This is a genomic window from Anianabacter salinae (assembly GCF_019061145.1).
GTDB lineage: Bacteria > Pseudomonadota > Alphaproteobacteria > Rhodobacterales > Rhodobacteraceae > Anianibacter > Anianibacter salinarum.
This window is the reverse complement of the sequence record NZ_JAHQZS010000003.1, coordinates 405,599-421,011: the sequence shown is the minus strand read 5'-3', so window position 1 is coordinate 421,011 and position 15,413 is coordinate 405,599. Positions and strand designations below refer to the sequence as shown.

Sequence of the window (15,413 nt, the reverse complement as noted above, 5' to 3'; positions counted from 1 at the left end):
TTGCACAAAATTCGGGCAACTCCCGAGATTCCGTCCGAGACGATTTCCCCGCGCCCCGTTCACGAATTGTGGGCCGCGCGCGGAAATGGTCTCTCACCCAACGAATACGTCATCGCCTGAGGAGTCGACACGCAATGAAAAAGATCGAGGCGATCATCAAGCCGTTCAAGCTCGATGAAGTTAAGGAAGCGCTGCAGGAAATCGGTGTGCAGGGTCTTTCGGTGATCGAGGTCAAGGGCTTCGGCCGTCAGAAGGGCCATACCGAACTGTATCGCGGCGCCGAATACGTCGTCGACTTCCTGCCCAAGGTGAAGATCGAGGTGGTGCTGTCCGACGATCTGGTCGACCGCGCCATCGAGGCGATCATCGCCGCCGCCAAGACCGACAAGATCGGCGACGGCAAGATCTTCGTGTCGCCTGTCGAACAGGCGATCCGCATCCGCACCGGCGAAGCGGGCGAAGAGGCGCTCTGACGCGCCCGCCGCCGCCCATCTGAAACCACACAACGCCCGCCCGAGCGGGACAGGACAGCAAAGGACCATGCACCGATGAGCAAAGCTGACGTCGTTAAGACGATCAAGGACGAAGACATCGAGTATGTCGACATCCGTTTCACCGACCCGCGCGGCAAGCTTCAGCACGTCACCCTGATGTCCGATCAGGTCGACGAGGATTTTCTCGAGGAAGGCTTCATGTTCGACGGCTCGTCGATCGCGGGCTGGAAGTCGATCGACCAGTCCGACATGAAGCTTATCCCGGATCCCGACTCGATCTACGTCGATCCCTTCTATGCCGAAAAGACCCTGTGCATTCACTGCACCGTGGTCGAACCCGATACCGGCGAGCCCTACAACCGCGACCCGCGCGGCACCGCGCAGCTGGCAGAGGCCTACCTGAAGTCCTCGGGCATCGGCGACACGTCCTATTTCGGCCCCGAAGCGGAATTCTTCCTGTTCGATGACGTCCGCTACCAGGTCGGCATCAACAAGGTGTCCTATCAGGTCGACGCGCTCGACGCGTCCTGGAACAGCGACACCGAATACGAGATGGGCAACACCGGCCACCGTCCCGGCGTCAAGGGCGGCTATTTCCCGGTGAACCCGGTCGACGATGCGCAGGACATCCGCGGCGAGATGCTGTCGACGATGAAGCGCATGGGCATGAAGGTCGACAAGCACCACCACGAGGTGGCGTCGTGCCAGCACGAGCTTGGCCTGATCTTCGGCACGCTGACCAAGCAGGCCGACGAGATTCAGAAATACAAGTACGTCATCCACAACGTCGCGCAAGCCTATGGCAAGTCGGCGACGTTCATGCCCAAGCCCATCGCGGGCGACAACGGCACCGGGATGCACGTCAACATGTCGATCTGGAAGGACGGCAAGCCTCTGTTCGCGGGCGACCAGTATGCCGACCTGTCGCAAGAGGCGCTGTGGTACATCGGCGGTATCCTCAAGCACGCCAAGGCGCTCAACGCCTTCACCAACCCGTCGACCAACTCGTACAAGCGCCTGATCCCGGGATTCGAAGCCCCCGTTCTGCGCGCCTACTCGGCCCGCAACCGGTCGGGCTGCGTGCGCATTCCGTGGTCGGAATCGCCCAAGGCCAAGCGCGTTGAAGCGCGTTTCCCGGATCCGTCGGCGAACCCCTACCTGTGCTTCGCCGCGCTTCTGATGGCCGGTCTCGACGGCATCAAGAACAAGATCGACCCGGGCCCCGCGATGGACAAGGATCTCTACGATCTGCCGCCCGAGGAACTGGCCGACATCCCGACCGTCTGCGCCTCGCTCCGCGAAGCGCTGGACGAGCTGGAAAAGGACCACGAGTTCCTTCTGGCGGGCGACGTGTTCACGCGCGACCAGATCGAGGGCTACATGGCGCTCAAGTGGGAAGAGATCTACGCCTACGAGCACACGCCGCACCCGATCGAGTTCAAGATGTACTACAGCTGCTGATCAAACCGGCAGAACAGACAGCAAAGGGCGCCCTCGGGCGCCCTTTTCAGTTTGCCGCGCCGGATTTCCTGTGGCCTGACGCCGCGGGCGTGTTAGCCTTCGTGCGGGGATGACACGGGAAGGCAGATGTTCACGCAGGGGTTTCTGACCAGCGCACCCGAAGCACTGCGCGCCTCGCTCAAGACGCTGGCGAACGAGGTTCGGCTTGCCGAGAACGAGGTTCTGTTCGAGCAAGGCGACGAGGGCGACGCGCTTTATTCCGTGATCTCGGGCACGCTGGAAATCAGCGTCCTGTCCGAAGAAGGCAAGAAACTCACGCTCGACATCATGCGGGAAGGGTCGGTCCTCGGCGAGATTTCCCTGTTCGATCCGGGCGAGCGCACCGCGACCGTCACCGCGACCGAACCGACGCGGCTCTACCGCATCCGCAATCCCGATCTGACCGCTGCGATCCGGCGCGAACCGGACATCGCGCTGGGGCTGATCCGTCTGGCGGGCCAGCGGATGCGCTGGATGAACGCGCAGATGTCAGACCAGGTGTTCCTGCCGATGCCCACCCGGCTGGCGCGGCGCCTGCTGTATCTGACACAGCACGGCACCAACCGCCTGTCGATGAGCCAGGCCGAGGTCGCCGAATTCACCGGCGCCACTCGCGAAGCGGTGTCGCGCGTGCTGAACGACTGGAAGGCGGCCGGGGTCATCGAAGTGTCCCGCGGCGGCCTTGCCATCCTCGACCGCGAGGCGCTCGAGACGCTTGCCGAGACCGGCGGCGTCTGACCGCTCCACCCGCTTAACGCGAAATTCAGAAAGAAAGGTCTTCTGTGATCCCGTTCACAGAGGACAGGGGGCGAATCTGTCAGACATGATCCCAGAAGATGAGCTGCCACTCATTGGAAAGGAAACTGACATGGACCGCTCTGCTGAACGCACTGCCCCGTTCAAGCCGACCACTCCGCGTCGCTCGACGATCGCGCATTGGCCCAGCCCGGACGAACGCGCGTTGTTCGACACCATCGAACGGATCGACATCTATCGTGGCAATCGCCGCCCGCATGGCCTGAACCTCGCAAGGGTCACGGGCTACGGTATCGATCTGGTCGTCGCTCTGGCCGTGTCGCTTGGCACATTCGGCGCCGGAGTGGGCATGGCCCACGCCCTGACGTCGCTGCCGCTGTAAAGGAACACCGCACCGCAGTTACCCGGGGACCTGGACCTCCCCAATTACCCATGCTGAGCCCGCCCCCGACTCTCTTCATGCGGGCACGCTCCTCCCGAGGCGTATCGGCGACCCGCTTTCCCCAGGCCGCGCCGACAGCATGGACCCAGCCGACCCAGACGCCAAAGGTGCTGGCGTGACGACGGGCCGGTCAGGAGAAGGCGCGCGATCTCCCCGATCGCGCGCCTTTCTTCGTCTCTGGGGGTCACCGCGCCGCCGGTCACGGCCCCCCTGTTGCCCCGCCAAATCCCCGAAACGACCCGCCGCGGGCCACAATTTAGCCGGGAATTCGCGGTTTCCTTGCAATTGAAAACCAATGGACCCGGCACAATGACACTGCCTGCACACAAGACGGAAGCGATGCTGCTGTTCGAACACCGCCCGATGGTCGTGTTCGAGGAAGTCCGCGCCGCCTTGTCCGAGGCTCTGGAACCGTTGGACCTGCACTTCCATTCGATCCCCTGCCCCAGCGCGCGCCGCGCGGTCTACAGCGCGGGTCTTTTGCACATCACCCTCTCGATCGAGGACAAGCCCCTTGGCCCGTCGCGCATGTCGGCGGCCCTGTCGGCGCCTCTGACCCGGATCAAGGGCTTCAACTATACCGCAGCCGTCGCCCGTCACCGCGATGTCGTCCGGATCGAGGTCTGCGATGGCGCCGCGCCGGGCAAACCGGCCGAACAGCCGGTCTCCGAGGTGCTCAAGCTGATCGCGTTGCACCGGACGGTGCTGCTGATCGCGGAACGCGCCCGCGCGTCGCTGCTCTACTGGCCGCAGTCCGAAACGCTTCTGTCGGCGGACGAGCTGGACAGCACCGCGACCACGGCGTTCCCCGCAGCGCTTGCGATCCGCCCCGAACCGGGCCGCGTCGTCTTTGCCAATGGCACGTCCGCTGACGTGCTGCACGCTGGCGGCGCCGAGAACCTGATCGGCCACACGCTGATGGTCGAACGCCCGCGCAGTGGTCTGCCCCTGTCAGAGGCGCTGTCCGCGCTGGCGGACGTCCTGAGCAGAATGGTGCTCTCCACGATCGGGCCGGGCGCCGTCAAGGAGGTCGATCTTGGCCCCGACTGGCGCCTTCTGGTCGAACGCAAGTCGCTGGAGGACGGCAGCATTGCCTTTCTGGGACGCTTCGACAGGCTGACCGCCGAGCCCGAGGCGCCTGCTGCGTCCTACGCCGCGCGCGACACCGGCCCCAGCCCCGAGGATATCGCCGCCGTCGCCGACGCCGTCGCCTTCATCGCAGACCCGGCGCCCGCGCCCGAGCCCGCCGCGCCCCAACCGATGGAAGAGGACGCGCCAGCGCCGATGCTCGCCCGCCATGATCCCCGCCGCCCGCTGGCGTTCGGCCTTCCCGTGCCGGTGATGTCAGCCGAGGACACGCAAGAGGAAGACCTCTTCGACGCCACCCTGTCGAACGAACAGCTGATCGCCATGGAGCTGGCCACGCGCCGCAGCCATGCCATGCGGTCCTACGCGCTGTGCGGCTGCATCGCCGTCATCACGCCGATCCCCGCCGCCGCGATCTTCCTGTGGAACCTGGTGCGGGGTCCGAACCTCTATGTCACGCTCGCCGCCTTCGGCGCGGTGGTCGCTCTGTTCATGGCCTCGCCGCATTTCGGCTTTGAGAGCCACATCCTGCTCAGCGGTATCGCCCGCGCAGCAGCCGCGACCAACATCTGATCCTTGCGCGCCCTGGGGAGGGTCCGAGGGGCTGTGCCAGGCGCACAGCCCCTCGTTTTCTGTCAGCTCGCCCCGCCACATCCTTGCCGGAAAGTGACCCGAGGGAACCATAAACCACCCCACAACGGCCTCAGTCTTTCCTTTTGCGCCTGCGATCCTTGATCATCGGACAAGAGTGGGGGTTGAAACCATGACTGACGCAAAGACCGAAGAGACGGTTCTGTTCTTCGCAACGACGGACGACATAGACCTGACCAATGCGGCAGAGCGGTTCGTCGAGATCGCGGGCGCGCTTGGCGCCGATCCCGACAGCGCGCAAATGGTCGGCCCGCTTGATCTCGTGATCACCGGGCCTGGCATCCAGATCACCATGTCGATCTGCGACACGCCGCTGGCAACGCAGGATTTCCTCAAGGGCAGCCGCCCCGAAGCCCCTGAACAGGACGACGACGATGTCTTTACCGCCATCGCCCTGCACGAGGCTGCCATCGTGCTGCGGTTTCGCGGCGAAGGCGAAGGGCATCTCGAGGCGCTGGCGCGCCTGACGGCCTGCCTTATCGGGCGGATGCCCGTAGCCGCGATCTACTGCGTCTCGTCGGCTGTCGCCTTTGCCCCGCGCGAATTCCTGTCGGCTCGCGCCAGCAGCGAACCGGTGCGCCCGCGCCGCGTCATGGCACGGCAACTGACCCGCGCGCCGCGTCCGGCCCCGGCCCGCGTGCGCGCGCAACTGCCCGAGGTCGCCGCCTCTGTCGATGTCCTCGCCGCAGCGATGCGCGAGGCACAGGCAGACGCGCAGATGGCCGCGCAAACGGGCGAAACCGATATGGTTCAGGCCTCGAAAGGCGCAGGCCGCCTTGCGCAGGTCGCGAGCCTGGCCTCGTCACTGCCGATCTTGCGGATTTTCTCGCAAGGCGCCCACGCAAGCTGATAGACTGAAGCGGGCGGGCAGAAGACCGGCCCGCCCGCAGGGACACACGCGATGACCGAGACGCCCGCTTCGGCAGAGGCAACCCTTCTGTATTCGGACCCCCTTGGCGTCGAGCTGTCGAGCCTTGTCGAAGGTCTGGATGCCTGTCTTGCGCAGTTCGACCAGCCGATTCTCGAAACCCGCTTCGTGCGCGAGGAATACCTGATCCTATATTGCCCGGATGTGCAGGTGCTGGCAGCACGCTGCCCGGTGCCGCTTGACCTTGACCAGTTCGAGGGCGTGACCCGCCCCGACGGCGACAACGACATGGACCACGCCGTTCTGTCGATGCTCGAGGATCACGCGGAAAGCCTGACGGTCATCGTCACTGTCGCGCCCGAACATGGTGCACGGACCAGCCGCGCGGACCGGCTGGAGATCTGCTGCGAGGTCGCCGACCTTCTGGCCGAGGAAACGCACGCCGACCTCGTGTTCTGGTGCGATACCGACACGCTGTTCACCGCAGACGAATTCGCCCGCGCCAACCTGTCATTCGATGACAACGTGTTCTCGCCGCCCTTGCTCGTCGCGGCCCCCAGAGCGGTCGAACGCTAAAGCCAGGGTTCGGGCCGCAGCCGCCGCAGCACCTCGATCTCGTGCTCGCGCAGGGCAAGGCGCTGGACGACGAAGGTGTGGATCGCAAACACCACCGCGCCACTGACAGGAAGCCGTATCAGGCTTTGCCGTTCCGACCGGATGAACGGCGCCGCCTCCGACGGGCGCGGGCGGCGCGCCTCCTCGCGCTGCGGCGTGAACAGCGCCGCCGTGTCGTAGGGCAGCACGTTCACCCGCCACAGCGGCTGGCCCGCGCGAATGCCGTCGAACAGGCGCTGCACCCGCCGTGCGACATCCTCGTCATAAACCCGCACCGGCGTATGAATGCCGGTCAGTGGGCGGCCGATCTTCTGCGCCAATGTCCAGCTTGACGGAAAGCACAGCACCGCCGCCGTCAGGACATGCTCGTCCCCTTGCGCCTCCATCAGGCACAGGTCCTCCTGCACCAGCCGCGCCAGCGAGCCGAGCGGGTCCTCTCGGTGGATCGCCACCTCGACCCCGTCGGGCCGCGTGACCCGCTCCGAGGCGACGGCGAAATCGGGACGGCGGCCAAGGTCCTCCAGCACGACCTCCAGCAATTCGGCGCAGGCAGGCTCTGACCCCGGCAGCGCGGCGATCACCTTGTCGCGCGCTTCGGCCACCAGCCGCTCGCGCTCGGCCATCTGCGCGGCAAAGGCATCGTCGACAATCAGCCACTCGCCGTCGCGCACCGGCTGGATGCCCGGCAGACGGCCAAGGCGGGGATCGCCCCACAAGCCCTCGGGCAGGCGGGATTGCAGAATCTGTGTCATGGACCGCACGCTAGCGCCAAGTTCAGGCGCGGGGAAGTCACGCGCGGCGATACTCCGAGCGCAGGACATAGTCCTTGTGCGGCCCCGTCACGCGCCATTCCGCACGCCAGTCCGGCCAGCCGATGAAGTCATAGCGCACGCGGTAGACATCGGGGGCACAGTCATGCTCTGCCGCAGGCGACGGCCCCGCGCCGATCAGGTGAAAGAACCGCCCGTCCGCGAAATACACCTCGATCCCCGCCGCGCCCTGCCGCCACAGATAGCGCCGCTGCGCGCGCATCGCCGGACGGTCCGGCGCCTGTAGCAGCCCGTCCTCGATATAGGTGAACCCTGCGGCATCGGGCACGAATTGCGCCGTCCCGGCAAAGGTCAATGTCTCGCCTGCCCGCGCATCCTCGATGCGGCGCGACAGCGCCCAGTCTCCGGCAAAGGCATCGATGTTCGGTCGTTCCATGTCCCCGGCATCGCCCGGATCTGAGCGCAGGACAAGCCCCTAGCCCAGCGCGATCTGCGCCGCGATGGCCCCGGCATAGATCAGCAACAGCAGCAGGCTCTCGGTGCCGATCCGCAGCGGCCCGCCGCGTTCACGCACGATCAGCCCGATCATCAGGACCGCCGTCATCACCAGCCCGATCGCCAGCCAGAACAGATCCGCGGTCTGGATCGCATGATAGATCGACCCGTCCCTATAGCCGAAATCCGACAGGCTCAAGAACAGCGTGTCGAAGGTGTTGCCGCCGATGATCCCGCCCACGGCCAGTTGGAACGCGCCCCGGCGCACCGCCGCCACGGTCGTGACCAGCTCCGGCATCGACGTGACCACCGCTGTCATCAACGCGCCGACGATGGTCTGCGAAAGGCCGAACCGCGCAGCCATCTGGCCGCCGGTCTGCGCAATGACGTAGCCAGCCACCGCCAGCACCGCCATCATCACGGCAAAGCCGCCAACCAGCCGCCAGGCCGCGCCGCTGTGCTGTGCCTCGTCGGGCGTATCCTCTTGCGTGTCGCCGGTCGAGACAGGCCGCCACATAGGGTTCTCGCGGACGCGGTGGGTCACGTAGACCCCCGATGCGTAGATCACCAACATGGCCACCGACACCGGGTGCACGCCCCACACCGACCATTCCGGCAAGGTGTAGGCCACCAGCGGCACCGACAGCAGCAGGAACAACAACGCCCCCTGCACGACGTTCGCGATCTCGGCCGAGGTGTGTTCAAGGTTCGCGCGCCGGTACATCAGGTCAGCCACCGCCAGGAACGCCGTCTGCGCCGCGATCCCGCCGATCCCGTTGGCAAAGGCCAGCGACGCCTGCCCCTCCAGCGCGGATGTCACCGACACCACCGTCCCCGACAGCGATGTCGACGCGCCAAGCAGGACGCCCCCCACCAGCGCCTCGCCCAGCCCGGTGCGATCCGCGATGCGGTCGGCGAGCCCGGTCATGCGGGTGCCGAGGATCAGGACAACCAGCGCGGCGGCGGCGAAGGCGGCGACAAGGGCGGGCGTGGACAGCGCAGCGAACATGACGCGACAACGCGGGGGCAGGCGCAACGGGTTCCCAAGGCAGGCACAGCGACACGACACATATCTCACCTTGGCGCGACACTCTGTTACGGCCCCTTGAGGCGATCCCGAAAGCCGGTCACCGTCGCCGCAGCGTTGAAAAGGACCCCGCCATGCCGATGGAGAAAGTCACGTTCACCGGGCACAGCGGCGCCGATCTGGCCGCCCGGCTCGACCTGCCCGAGGGGCCGCATCTGGCGACCGCGCTGTTTGCGCATTGCTTTACCTGCGGCAAGGACATCGCGGCGGCGCGGCGGATCGCGGGGCGGTTGGCGGCGATGGGCATCGCGGTCTTGCGCTTCGACTTCACCGGCCTTGGCCATTCGGGCGGCGAGTTCGCCAACACCACCTTCACCTCGAACGCGGGCGACCTGCGGGCGGCGGCCGAGTGGCTGGCGGGGCGCGGCATGGCGCCGTCGCTGATGATCGGCCATTCGCTCGGCGGCGCGGCGGTGCTGGCGGCGGCGCCCGACATCGCCTCGGTGCGGGCGGTGGTGACGCTGGGCGCGCCGTTCGATCCCGGCCATGTCACCCACCAGTTCGGCGCCGCGCTGGACGAGATCGCCGAGAAGGGCAGCGCCGAGGTGACGCTGGCCGGGCGTCCATTCACCATCAGGCAGGACTTTGTCGAGGATACGCGCGCGGCCAACCTGACCCGCGCGCTGGGACGGCTGCACGCCGCGCTTCTGGTGATGCATGCGCCGCGCGATGCGACCGTCGGGATCGACAACGCCGCGCAGATCTTCACCGCCGCAAAACACCCCAAGAGCTTTGTCACCCTCGACGGCGCCGATCACCTGATTTCGGACGCAGGAGACGCCGAATACGCTGCCGAGGTGATCGCCGCCTGGTCCGCGCGCTACCTGTCGCTCGACCCGCCCGCCGCGCCTGCGGACGCGCCCGAGGGCGTCGTGCGCGTGTCCGAGGCCGCGCCGGACGGCTTTCTGCAGGACATCCAGAACGGCCCGCACCACCACATCCTCGCGGACGAGCCTGTGGCCTATGGCGGCACCAACCGCGGCCTGACCCCCTATGGCCTTGTCTCGGCGGGGCTTGGCGCCTGCACGTCGATGACGATCCGCATGTATGCCCGCCGCAAGGGCTGGCCGCTGACCCATGTCCGCGTCGATGTCTGCCACGACAAGACCCATGCCGAAGACGCCGCCACCCCGGCGGACGCAAAGGTGGACCGCTTCAGCAGGGTCATCACGCTGGAGGGCGACCTCGACGACGCCCAGCGCGCCAAGCTTCTCGAGATCGCCGACAAGTGCCCCGTCCACCGCACGCTGGAACGGTCGAAAGAGGTGGTCACGCGGCTGTCGGAGTGAAGGGCGCTCATACCTCTGGCCAGCGCGCTCCGATCCCCGTAAAGGCAAAGCCATGACCGACAGCCTGCCGCCTTGCCCCGACTGTGCCAGCGCCTTCACCTACCGGATGGACGCGCTTCTGGTCTGTCCCGAATGCGCGCATGAATGGTCGTCGGACGCATCCACCGACACCGAGGGCGCCGTGCGCGACAGCGTCGGCAACGTGCTGGCAGATGGGGACACCGTAACGGTCATCAAGGACCTCAAGCTCAAGGGCACGTCGCAGGTGGTCAAGGTCGGCACCAAGGTGCGCGGCATCCGGCTGGTGGCGGGCGACCATGACATCGACTGCAAGATCCCCGGCGTCGGCCAGATCGGCCTGAAATCGCAGTTCGTCAAGAAGGTGTCCGAGTAGCGACTGGTTCGCTGTCATTCCAGGCACGGCAAACCCGCCAGGGTTGGACTCCGCCCCTGCCCCGCAGTAAGACCGCCCTCGTTCCGCCCACAACGAAGGCCCGCCGATGATCCCGCGCTATTCCCGCCCGCAGATGGTCTCTATCTGGGAGCCCGCCACCAAGTTCCGCATCTGGTTCGAGATCGAGGCGCATGCCTGCGACGCGATGGCCGATCTGGGCGTGATCCCGCGCGAGAATGCGCAGGCCGTGTGGAAGGCGCAGGATGTCGAATTCGACGTCGCGCGCATCGACGAGATCGAGGCGGTCACCAAGCACGATGTCATCGCCTTTCTCACCCATCTGTCCGAGATCGTCGGCAGCGATGCCGCGCGCTTCGTGCATCAGGGGATGACCTCGTCGGACGTGCTCGACACCACGCTGAACATCCAGCTGACCCGCGCCGCCGACATCCTGCTGGCGGACATGGACGCACTTCTGGCGGCCCTCAAGCGGCGCGCGCTTGAACACAAGGACACCGTCCGCATCGGGCGCAGCCACGGCATCCACGCCGAACCCACCACGATGGGCCTGACCTTTGCGCGCTTCTACGCCGAGATGGACCGCAACCGCGCCCGTCTTGCCGCCGCACGGGCGGAAATCGCCACCGGCGCGATCAGCGGCGCGGTCGGCACCTTCGCCAACATCGACCCGCGCGTCGAGGAACACGTCTGCGCCAAGCTGGGCCTCACGCCCGAGCCGATCAGCACGCAGGTGATCCCCCGCGACCGCCACGCGATGTTCTTTGCCACGCTCGGCGTGATCGCCAGCAGCATCGAAAACGTCGCCACCGAAGTGCGCCACATGCAGCGCACCGAGGTTCTGGAGGCCGAGGAATTCTTCTCGGCGGGCCAGAAAGGTTCGTCCGCGATGCCGCACAAGCGCAATCCGGTGCTGACCGAGAACCTGACGGGGCTGGCGCGGCTGGTGCGGTCCGCCGTGGTCCCGGCGCTGGAGAACGTGGCGCTCTGGCATGAACGCGACATCTCGCATTCCTCGGTCGAGCGGGGCATCGGCCCCGACGCCACCGTGACGCTGGATTTCGCCCTGCACCGGCTGACGCAGGTGATCGACAAGCTGGTGATCTACCCCGACACGATGCTGGCCAACCTGCACAAGTTCCGCGGCCTCGTGATGAGCCAGCGGGTGCTTTTGGCGCTGACGCAGGCGGGGGTCAGCCGCGAGGACGCCTATGCGCTGGTCCAGCGCAACGCGATGAAGGTCTGGGAACAGGGCAAGGACTTCAAGACCGAGCTTCTGGCCGACGCCGACGTGACGAAGGCGCTGACGCCCGCCGAGATCGAGGAGAAGTTCGACCTCGGCTACCACACGAAACACGTCGACACGATCTTTGCGCGGGTGTTCGGGACGGACTGACCTGCCCGCAAATCGGGCAGACGGGCGCGCGTTCCGGCCGGGGCGCGCGTTTCGTTTTGGGCGGTGCTCGCCGCTGTGCTAGACTTAGGGGCATGCGACAAACGAGGTGTCCCATGTTCAAGGTCTTCCTGTCCGCCGTCTTCGTCACCGCCGCGCCGCTCGCGGCCTTCGCACAGTGCAGCAGCGGCCACGTCACCGCGCAATCCTGTGCCGAGGGTCAGATGTGGGACGCGCCAAGCGCCTCTTGCGTCCCGATCACCAGCTGATCCGGGACGCCACCGTTCCGAAATCGGAAACGATCTGTTTCCACACGCGCCGGGCGCGCCGCGCTGCGGCCATGCTACCGTCGCGTCAACCACAATGTCCGGGGGGTTCACCATGTTCCGCATCGCCACCATCGCGCTGATTCTCAGCGCCGCGTCCGTCACCACTGTCGCCGCATCCGAATGCCCCTACCGCGAACCCGCGATGGGCGCGCAAACCTGCCCGGCGAACAGCCACTACGACACCAGCTACAAGCGCTGCATCGTCGGCTGACATTTGCGTGTTGAGGCGCTCTGGCCGCGTGACGCCCGCAGGCATCACGCTACGTCAAAGGGATCGTTCAACACGGGAGACTGACATGCTTCGCCCCTTCCTTCTCGCGCTCGGCATCGCCGCAGCAGGCCCTGCCCTCGCCGTCGGCTCTGGCGACAGTTCCGCGCCCGCGCCGACGCCGACAACCACAGAGTGCACCGACGGTCAGGTTTACGACAGCGAATCGCAGACCTGCGTCGATGCCGAAAGCAACCTGCTGGACGACGACGAGCGCTATGGCGCGGTGCGTGAACTCGCCTACGCCGGACAGCTGGAAAATGCCCAGCGCGTGCTTGCGACCATGTCGGACCAGCGCGCCGACCGCGTGCTGACCTACTGGGGCTTCACCCACCGCAAGCTGGGCAACGCCGATCTTGGCATGGTCTATTATCGTCAAGCCATCGACACCAACCCGGGCAATCTGCTGGTGCGCTCCTACATGGGTCAGCACCTTGCCGAGACCGGCGCCATCGCCGCGGCCCGCGTGCAACTGATGGAAATAAGGGCGCGCGGCGGCGAAGGCACATGGCCCGAAGCGGCGCTGGCAAGCGCGATCGAGACAGGGCGTGGCTATAGCTATTAAGGCCGTTAAAGCTCGAACGATAGCAATGCGTTAACCGGTGTCTGCCACGGTCCCCGAGCCATGGCAGACACCGATGTATCGTTCCCCCCCGGGCAGGTCCGCCCTGCGCCCCTGTCCCGCAGGCGCAAGGCCGCGATCATCGTTCGGCTCGCACTGGCCGAGGGGATCGCGCTGCGCCTTGACCGGCTTCCCCCCGACCTGCAGGCGGCCCTGACGCGGGAAATGGCGGCGCTGCGCACGGTGGACCGGGCGACACTGGATGCCGCCATTGCCGATTTCACCGCCGATCTGGAAAGCCTCGGGCTGGCCTTTCCCTCTGGCCTTGACGGCGCTCTGGCGCTCTTGGGCGATGCGCTCGGGGCAGAGGCCGGGGATCGCCTGCGCCTCGTCCTTGGTGCAGCCGCCCCCGACCCTTGGGTGCGCCTGTCCGACCTGCCCTCTGCCACCCTCGCCGCCGCGCTGACCGACGAATCAACCGAAGTTGCCGCGATCGTGCTGTCCAAGCTGAAGGTGTCGCGCGCCGCCGACCTTCTGGGTCAGTTGCCCGGACCGATCGCGCGCAGGATGACGCTGGCGATGGCACGGCTTGGCCCGGTGTCCCCCGATACCGTGGCCCGCGTCGGCCGCGCGCTGGCCGACCGGCTGGACGCCGCGCCGAGCGGCGCCTTTCGCGGCGCGCCGGAACAACGGGTCGGCAGCGTTCTCAACGCCGCCACCTCCGCTACGCGCAACGACCTTCTGGGCGCCCTCACCTCCGAGGATTCGGTGCTGGGCGATGCCGTGCGCCGCGCAATCTTCACCTTCGCGCATATCCCCGCCCGCATCGACGCGCGCGAAGTGCCCAAGATCACCCGCGCGGTCGAGGGCGCGGCGCTGACCCGCGCACTGGCCGCCGCAACCCTTGGCGCCGAGGCCGAGGCGCGCGATTTCATCCTTGCGAACATGTCAGGCCGCATGGCGCAGCAGCTCCGCGACGAGATCGACAGCGCCCTCGCCCTGCCCCCTGCCGAGGGCGAGGCAGCCATGGCCGAGGTCACCGCCGCCATCCGCGCGCTGGAAGAACGCGGTGAAATCCGTCTCTTGCCGGTCGCGGATTGACGCATCCCCCGTGGACACCGGCGCAGAGCCCCCCTAGCCTGCCGACATGACGGATGGACGCAGATGGCATGATATGGGCGGGCAGGATGCCGGCCCGGTCCCGCAGGCAGGGCATGACTTCGCGCTTTGGGAAAAGCGCGTCGATGCGCTGATGATCCTTGGCAGCCAGGCGGGGCACTTCACCGTCGACGGCTTGCGCCGCGCGCTCGAGGACATGGGCGAGGATGCCTTTGAGACGATGACCTACTACGAACGCTGGATCGCCGCGATCAACCAGAACCTGATCGAGGCGGGCGTCTATTCGATCGAGGAACTTGGCCGCAAGATGGAAGAGGTGCAGGCGCGCGCCACCACCTACGGCGAGGCTGCGGGTGGCTGAACGGGTGCGCATCCGGTCGATGATGCCGCCCGGCCATGTCCGCGCGCCGGCCTACCTGCGCGGCAAGACCGGCGTGATCGAGCGCCCGCTCGGCATCTTCGCCAACCCCGAGAAACTGGCCTATCGCCTGCCCGCCGAGAAACGCCCGCTCTACCGCGTGCGGTTCACCATGGCCGAGTTGTGGGGCGACGCGGCGGAACGCCCCGCGGATACGCTCGACGCCGAAATCTATGCCCACTGGCTGGAACCGCTGGAGGATTGATGCCCCACGATCATCCCGAACACCATCACGAGGGGATGTCGCCCTCGGGCCACCCGTACCGCGCCGACGACGACACCGCCCTGTCCTACTGGCAGGCGATGGAGATCGCGGTGCGCGAGCTGCTGATCGAGAAAGGCGAGACCAGCGCCGAAGCCGTGCAGCGCCAGATCGACGCGATGGATTCGCGCAGCCCCGCAAACGGCGCCGCCGTCATTGCCCGCGCCTGGGCCGATCCGGCCTTCAAGGCGCGCCTGCTGGACAACGCGGGCGACGCCAGCCGCGAGATGGGCTTCGACATCGGCCCGATGCACCTGATCGCGGTCGAGAATACGCCCGCCGTGCACAACGTCATCGTCTGCACCCTGTGCTCGTGCTATCCGCGCAACCTTCTGGGATTGCCGCCCGACTGGTACAAGTCGCGCGCCTACCGCTCTCGCACCGTGCGTGAACCCCGCGCGGTGCTGTCGGAATTCGGCCTGGACCTGCCGGATGACGTGACCCTGCGCGTCCACGATTCGACCGCCGACATGCGCTATATCGTGCTGCCTGCGCAGCCGCCGGGCACCGACGGCTGGCCCGAGGATCGCCTTGCCGCCCTTGTAACCCGCGATTCGATGATCGGCACAGGGCTGCCCAAGGCCCCTGCGTGACGGG

The 15,413-nt window shown here is 66.8% G+C and carries 20 protein-coding genes; 17 read left to right on the top strand and 3 right to left on the bottom strand.

Annotated features, from left to right (window positions below; translation table 11 throughout):
• Window positions 1-134 precede the first annotated feature (134 nt).
• From KTJ87_RS11070 to KTJ87_RS11040, 7 genes are all read left to right on the top strand, one after another.
• Window positions 135-473, top strand: coding sequence for a P-II family nitrogen regulator (locus KTJ87_RS11070; RefSeq protein WP_267139179.1), 339 nt, complete (start codon window positions 135-137; stop codon window positions 471-473).
• A gap of 75 nt (window positions 474-548) precedes the next feature.
• Window positions 549-1,955, top strand: coding sequence for a type I glutamate--ammonia ligase (gene glnA, locus KTJ87_RS11065; RefSeq protein ID WP_267139178.1), 1,407 nt, complete (start codon window positions 549-551; stop codon window positions 1,953-1,955).
• A 126-nt stretch (window positions 1,956-2,081) separates the two neighbouring features.
• The gene (locus tag KTJ87_RS11060) at window positions 2,082-2,732 is read left to right on the top strand and encodes a Crp/Fnr family transcriptional regulator (protein ID WP_267139177.1); all 651 of its coding nucleotides are present in this window, start codon (window positions 2,082-2,084) and stop codon (window positions 2,730-2,732) included.
• 130 nt (window positions 2,733-2,862) lie between these two features.
• Window positions 2,863-3,132: a hypothetical protein gene (locus KTJ87_RS11055; protein WP_267139176.1), complete on the top strand. Its 270-nt coding sequence runs from the start codon at window positions 2,863-2,865 to the stop codon at window positions 3,130-3,132.
• A 369-nt stretch (window positions 3,133-3,501) separates the two neighbouring features.
• Window positions 3,502-4,851, top strand: a complete 1,350-nt coding sequence (locus tag KTJ87_RS11050; RefSeq protein WP_267139175.1) for a hypothetical protein — start codon at window positions 3,502-3,504, stop codon at window positions 4,849-4,851.
• 190 nt (window positions 4,852-5,041) lie between these two features.
• Window positions 5,042-5,779 (top strand): hypothetical protein, encoded by a 738-nt coding sequence (locus KTJ87_RS11045; protein ID WP_267139174.1) that lies wholly within the window; start codon window positions 5,042-5,044, stop codon window positions 5,777-5,779.
• A 51-nt stretch (window positions 5,780-5,830) separates the two neighbouring features.
• Entirely contained in the window at window positions 5,831-6,373 is a 543-nt protein-coding gene (locus KTJ87_RS11040; RefSeq protein WP_267139173.1) for a hypothetical protein, read from the top strand.
• Here the strand turns inward: KTJ87_RS11040 and KTJ87_RS11035 are convergent.
• The 3 genes from KTJ87_RS11035 to KTJ87_RS11025 are packed head-to-tail and all read right to left on the bottom strand — an operon-like array spanning window position 6,370 to window position 8,686.
• Window positions 6,370-7,164: a heme-dependent oxidative N-demethylase family protein gene (locus tag KTJ87_RS11035; RefSeq protein ID WP_267139172.1), complete on the bottom strand. Its 795-nt coding sequence runs from the start codon at window positions 7,162-7,164 to the stop codon at window positions 6,370-6,372. The two genes, KTJ87_RS11040 and KTJ87_RS11035, sit on opposite strands and share 4 nt — an antisense overlap.
• A gap of 37 nt (window positions 7,165-7,201) precedes the next feature.
• Entirely contained in the window at window positions 7,202-7,618 is a 417-nt protein-coding gene (locus KTJ87_RS11030) for a DUF6314 family protein (protein ID WP_267139171.1), read from the bottom strand.
• A gap of 39 nt (window positions 7,619-7,657) precedes the next feature.
• Entirely contained in the window at window positions 7,658-8,686 is a 1,029-nt protein-coding gene (locus KTJ87_RS11025) for a sodium:calcium antiporter (RefSeq protein ID WP_267139170.1), read from the bottom strand.
• A 152-nt stretch (window positions 8,687-8,838) separates the two neighbouring features.
• Between KTJ87_RS11025 and KTJ87_RS11020 the strand changes: the two genes are divergently transcribed.
• The 10 genes from KTJ87_RS11020 to KTJ87_RS10980 all read left to right on the top strand — a co-directional run bounded on the left by KTJ87_RS11020 (window position 8,839) and on the right by KTJ87_RS10980 (window position 15,409).
• On the top strand, window positions 8,839-10,053 hold the full coding sequence (locus KTJ87_RS11020; RefSeq protein ID WP_267139169.1) for a bifunctional alpha/beta hydrolase/OsmC family protein: 1,215 nt from the start codon (window positions 8,839-8,841) through the stop codon (window positions 10,051-10,053).
• Window positions 10,054-10,105: 52 nt separating this feature from the next.
• Window positions 10,106-10,447 (top strand): zinc ribbon domain-containing protein YjdM, encoded by a 342-nt coding sequence (locus tag KTJ87_RS11015; protein ID WP_267139168.1) that lies wholly within the window; start codon window positions 10,106-10,108, stop codon window positions 10,445-10,447.
• A 106-nt stretch (window positions 10,448-10,553) separates the two neighbouring features.
• Complete coding sequence (gene purB / locus KTJ87_RS11010) at window positions 10,554-11,861, top strand: adenylosuccinate lyase (protein WP_267139167.1); 1,308 nt, start codon at window positions 10,554-10,556, stop codon at window positions 11,859-11,861.
• Window positions 11,862-11,974: 113 nt separating this feature from the next.
• Entirely contained in the window at window positions 11,975-12,127 is a 153-nt protein-coding gene (locus KTJ87_RS11005; RefSeq protein WP_267139166.1) for a carbohydrate-binding module family 14 protein, read from the top strand.
• Between the two features lie 112 nt (window positions 12,128-12,239).
• Window positions 12,240-12,398, top strand: a complete 159-nt coding sequence (locus tag KTJ87_RS11000) for a hypothetical protein (RefSeq protein ID WP_267139165.1) — start codon at window positions 12,240-12,242, stop codon at window positions 12,396-12,398.
• Window positions 12,399-12,483: 85 nt separating this feature from the next.
• On the top strand, window positions 12,484-13,020 hold the full coding sequence (locus tag KTJ87_RS10995) for a tetratricopeptide repeat protein (RefSeq protein ID WP_267139164.1): 537 nt from the start codon (window positions 12,484-12,486) through the stop codon (window positions 13,018-13,020).
• A gap of 60 nt (window positions 13,021-13,080) precedes the next feature.
• A complete protein-coding gene (locus KTJ87_RS10990; RefSeq protein WP_267139163.1) occupies window positions 13,081-14,118 on the top strand; it encodes a FliG C-terminal domain-containing protein in 1,038 nt (345 codons plus the stop codon).
• Window positions 14,119-14,191: 73 nt separating this feature from the next.
• Window positions 14,192-14,497, top strand: coding sequence for a ScnB-like protein (locus tag KTJ87_RS18150; RefSeq protein WP_407650490.1), 306 nt, complete (start codon window positions 14,192-14,194; stop codon window positions 14,495-14,497).
• Window positions 14,490-14,759, top strand: a complete 270-nt coding sequence (locus KTJ87_RS18145) for an SH3-like domain-containing protein (RefSeq protein ID WP_323371741.1) — start codon at window positions 14,490-14,492, stop codon at window positions 14,757-14,759. Before KTJ87_RS18150 ends, KTJ87_RS18145 begins: the two co-directional genes overlap by 8 nt.
• Window positions 14,759-15,409, top strand: a complete 651-nt coding sequence (locus tag KTJ87_RS10980; RefSeq protein ID WP_267139162.1) for a nitrile hydratase subunit alpha — start codon at window positions 14,759-14,761, stop codon at window positions 15,407-15,409. Before KTJ87_RS18145 ends, KTJ87_RS10980 begins: the two co-directional genes overlap by 1 nt.
• Window positions 15,410-15,413: the final 4 nt, after the last annotated feature.

Excerpts from the sequence above, each read along its gene's own strand:
- glnA (WP_267139178.1), top strand. The coding sequence starts at position 549 with ATGAGCAAAGCTGACGTCGTTAAGACGATCAAGGACGAAGACATCGAG.
- KTJ87_RS10995 (WP_267139164.1), top strand. The coding sequence starts at position 12,484 with ATGCTTCGCCCCTTCCTTCTCGCGCTCGGCATCGCCGCAGCAGGCCCT.
- KTJ87_RS11025 (WP_267139170.1), bottom strand. The coding sequence starts at position 8,686 with ATGTTCGCTGCGCTGTCCACGCCCGCCCTTGTCGCCGCCTTCGCCGCC.
- KTJ87_RS18150 (WP_407650490.1), top strand. The coding sequence starts at position 14,192 with ATGGGCGGGCAGGATGCCGGCCCGGTCCCGCAGGCAGGGCATGACTTC.
- KTJ87_RS11040 (WP_267139173.1), top strand. The coding sequence starts at position 5,831 with ATGACCGAGACGCCCGCTTCGGCAGAGGCAACCCTTCTGTATTCGGAC.
- KTJ87_RS11015 (WP_267139168.1), top strand. The coding sequence starts at position 10,106 with ATGACCGACAGCCTGCCGCCTTGCCCCGACTGTGCCAGCGCCTTCACC.
- KTJ87_RS11050 (WP_267139175.1), top strand. The coding sequence starts at position 3,502 with ATGACACTGCCTGCACACAAGACGGAAGCGATGCTGCTGTTCGAACAC.
- KTJ87_RS11070 (WP_267139179.1), top strand. The coding sequence starts at position 135 with ATGAAAAAGATCGAGGCGATCATCAAGCCGTTCAAGCTCGATGAAGTT.
- KTJ87_RS11045 (WP_267139174.1), top strand. The coding sequence starts at position 5,042 with ATGACTGACGCAAAGACCGAAGAGACGGTTCTGTTCTTCGCAACGACG.
- KTJ87_RS11000 (WP_267139165.1), top strand. The coding sequence starts at position 12,240 with ATGTTCCGCATCGCCACCATCGCGCTGATTCTCAGCGCCGCGTCCGTC.
- KTJ87_RS10980 (WP_267139162.1), top strand. The coding sequence starts at position 14,759 with ATGCCCCACGATCATCCCGAACACCATCACGAGGGGATGTCGCCCTCG.
- KTJ87_RS10990 (WP_267139163.1), top strand. The coding sequence starts at position 13,081 with ATGGCAGACACCGATGTATCGTTCCCCCCCGGGCAGGTCCGCCCTGCG.
- purB (WP_267139167.1), top strand. The coding sequence starts at position 10,554 with ATGATCCCGCGCTATTCCCGCCCGCAGATGGTCTCTATCTGGGAGCCC.
- KTJ87_RS11030 (WP_267139171.1), bottom strand. The coding sequence starts at position 7,618 with ATGGAACGACCGAACATCGATGCCTTTGCCGGAGACTGGGCGCTGTCG.
- KTJ87_RS11005 (WP_267139166.1), top strand. The coding sequence starts at position 11,975 with ATGTTCAAGGTCTTCCTGTCCGCCGTCTTCGTCACCGCCGCGCCGCTC.
- KTJ87_RS11035 (WP_267139172.1), bottom strand. The coding sequence starts at position 7,164 with ATGACACAGATTCTGCAATCCCGCCTGCCCGAGGGCTTGTGGGGCGAT.
- KTJ87_RS11020 (WP_267139169.1), top strand. The coding sequence starts at position 8,839 with ATGCCGATGGAGAAAGTCACGTTCACCGGGCACAGCGGCGCCGATCTG.
- KTJ87_RS11055 (WP_267139176.1), top strand. The coding sequence starts at position 2,863 with ATGGACCGCTCTGCTGAACGCACTGCCCCGTTCAAGCCGACCACTCCG.
- KTJ87_RS11060 (WP_267139177.1), top strand. The coding sequence starts at position 2,082 with ATGTTCACGCAGGGGTTTCTGACCAGCGCACCCGAAGCACTGCGCGCC.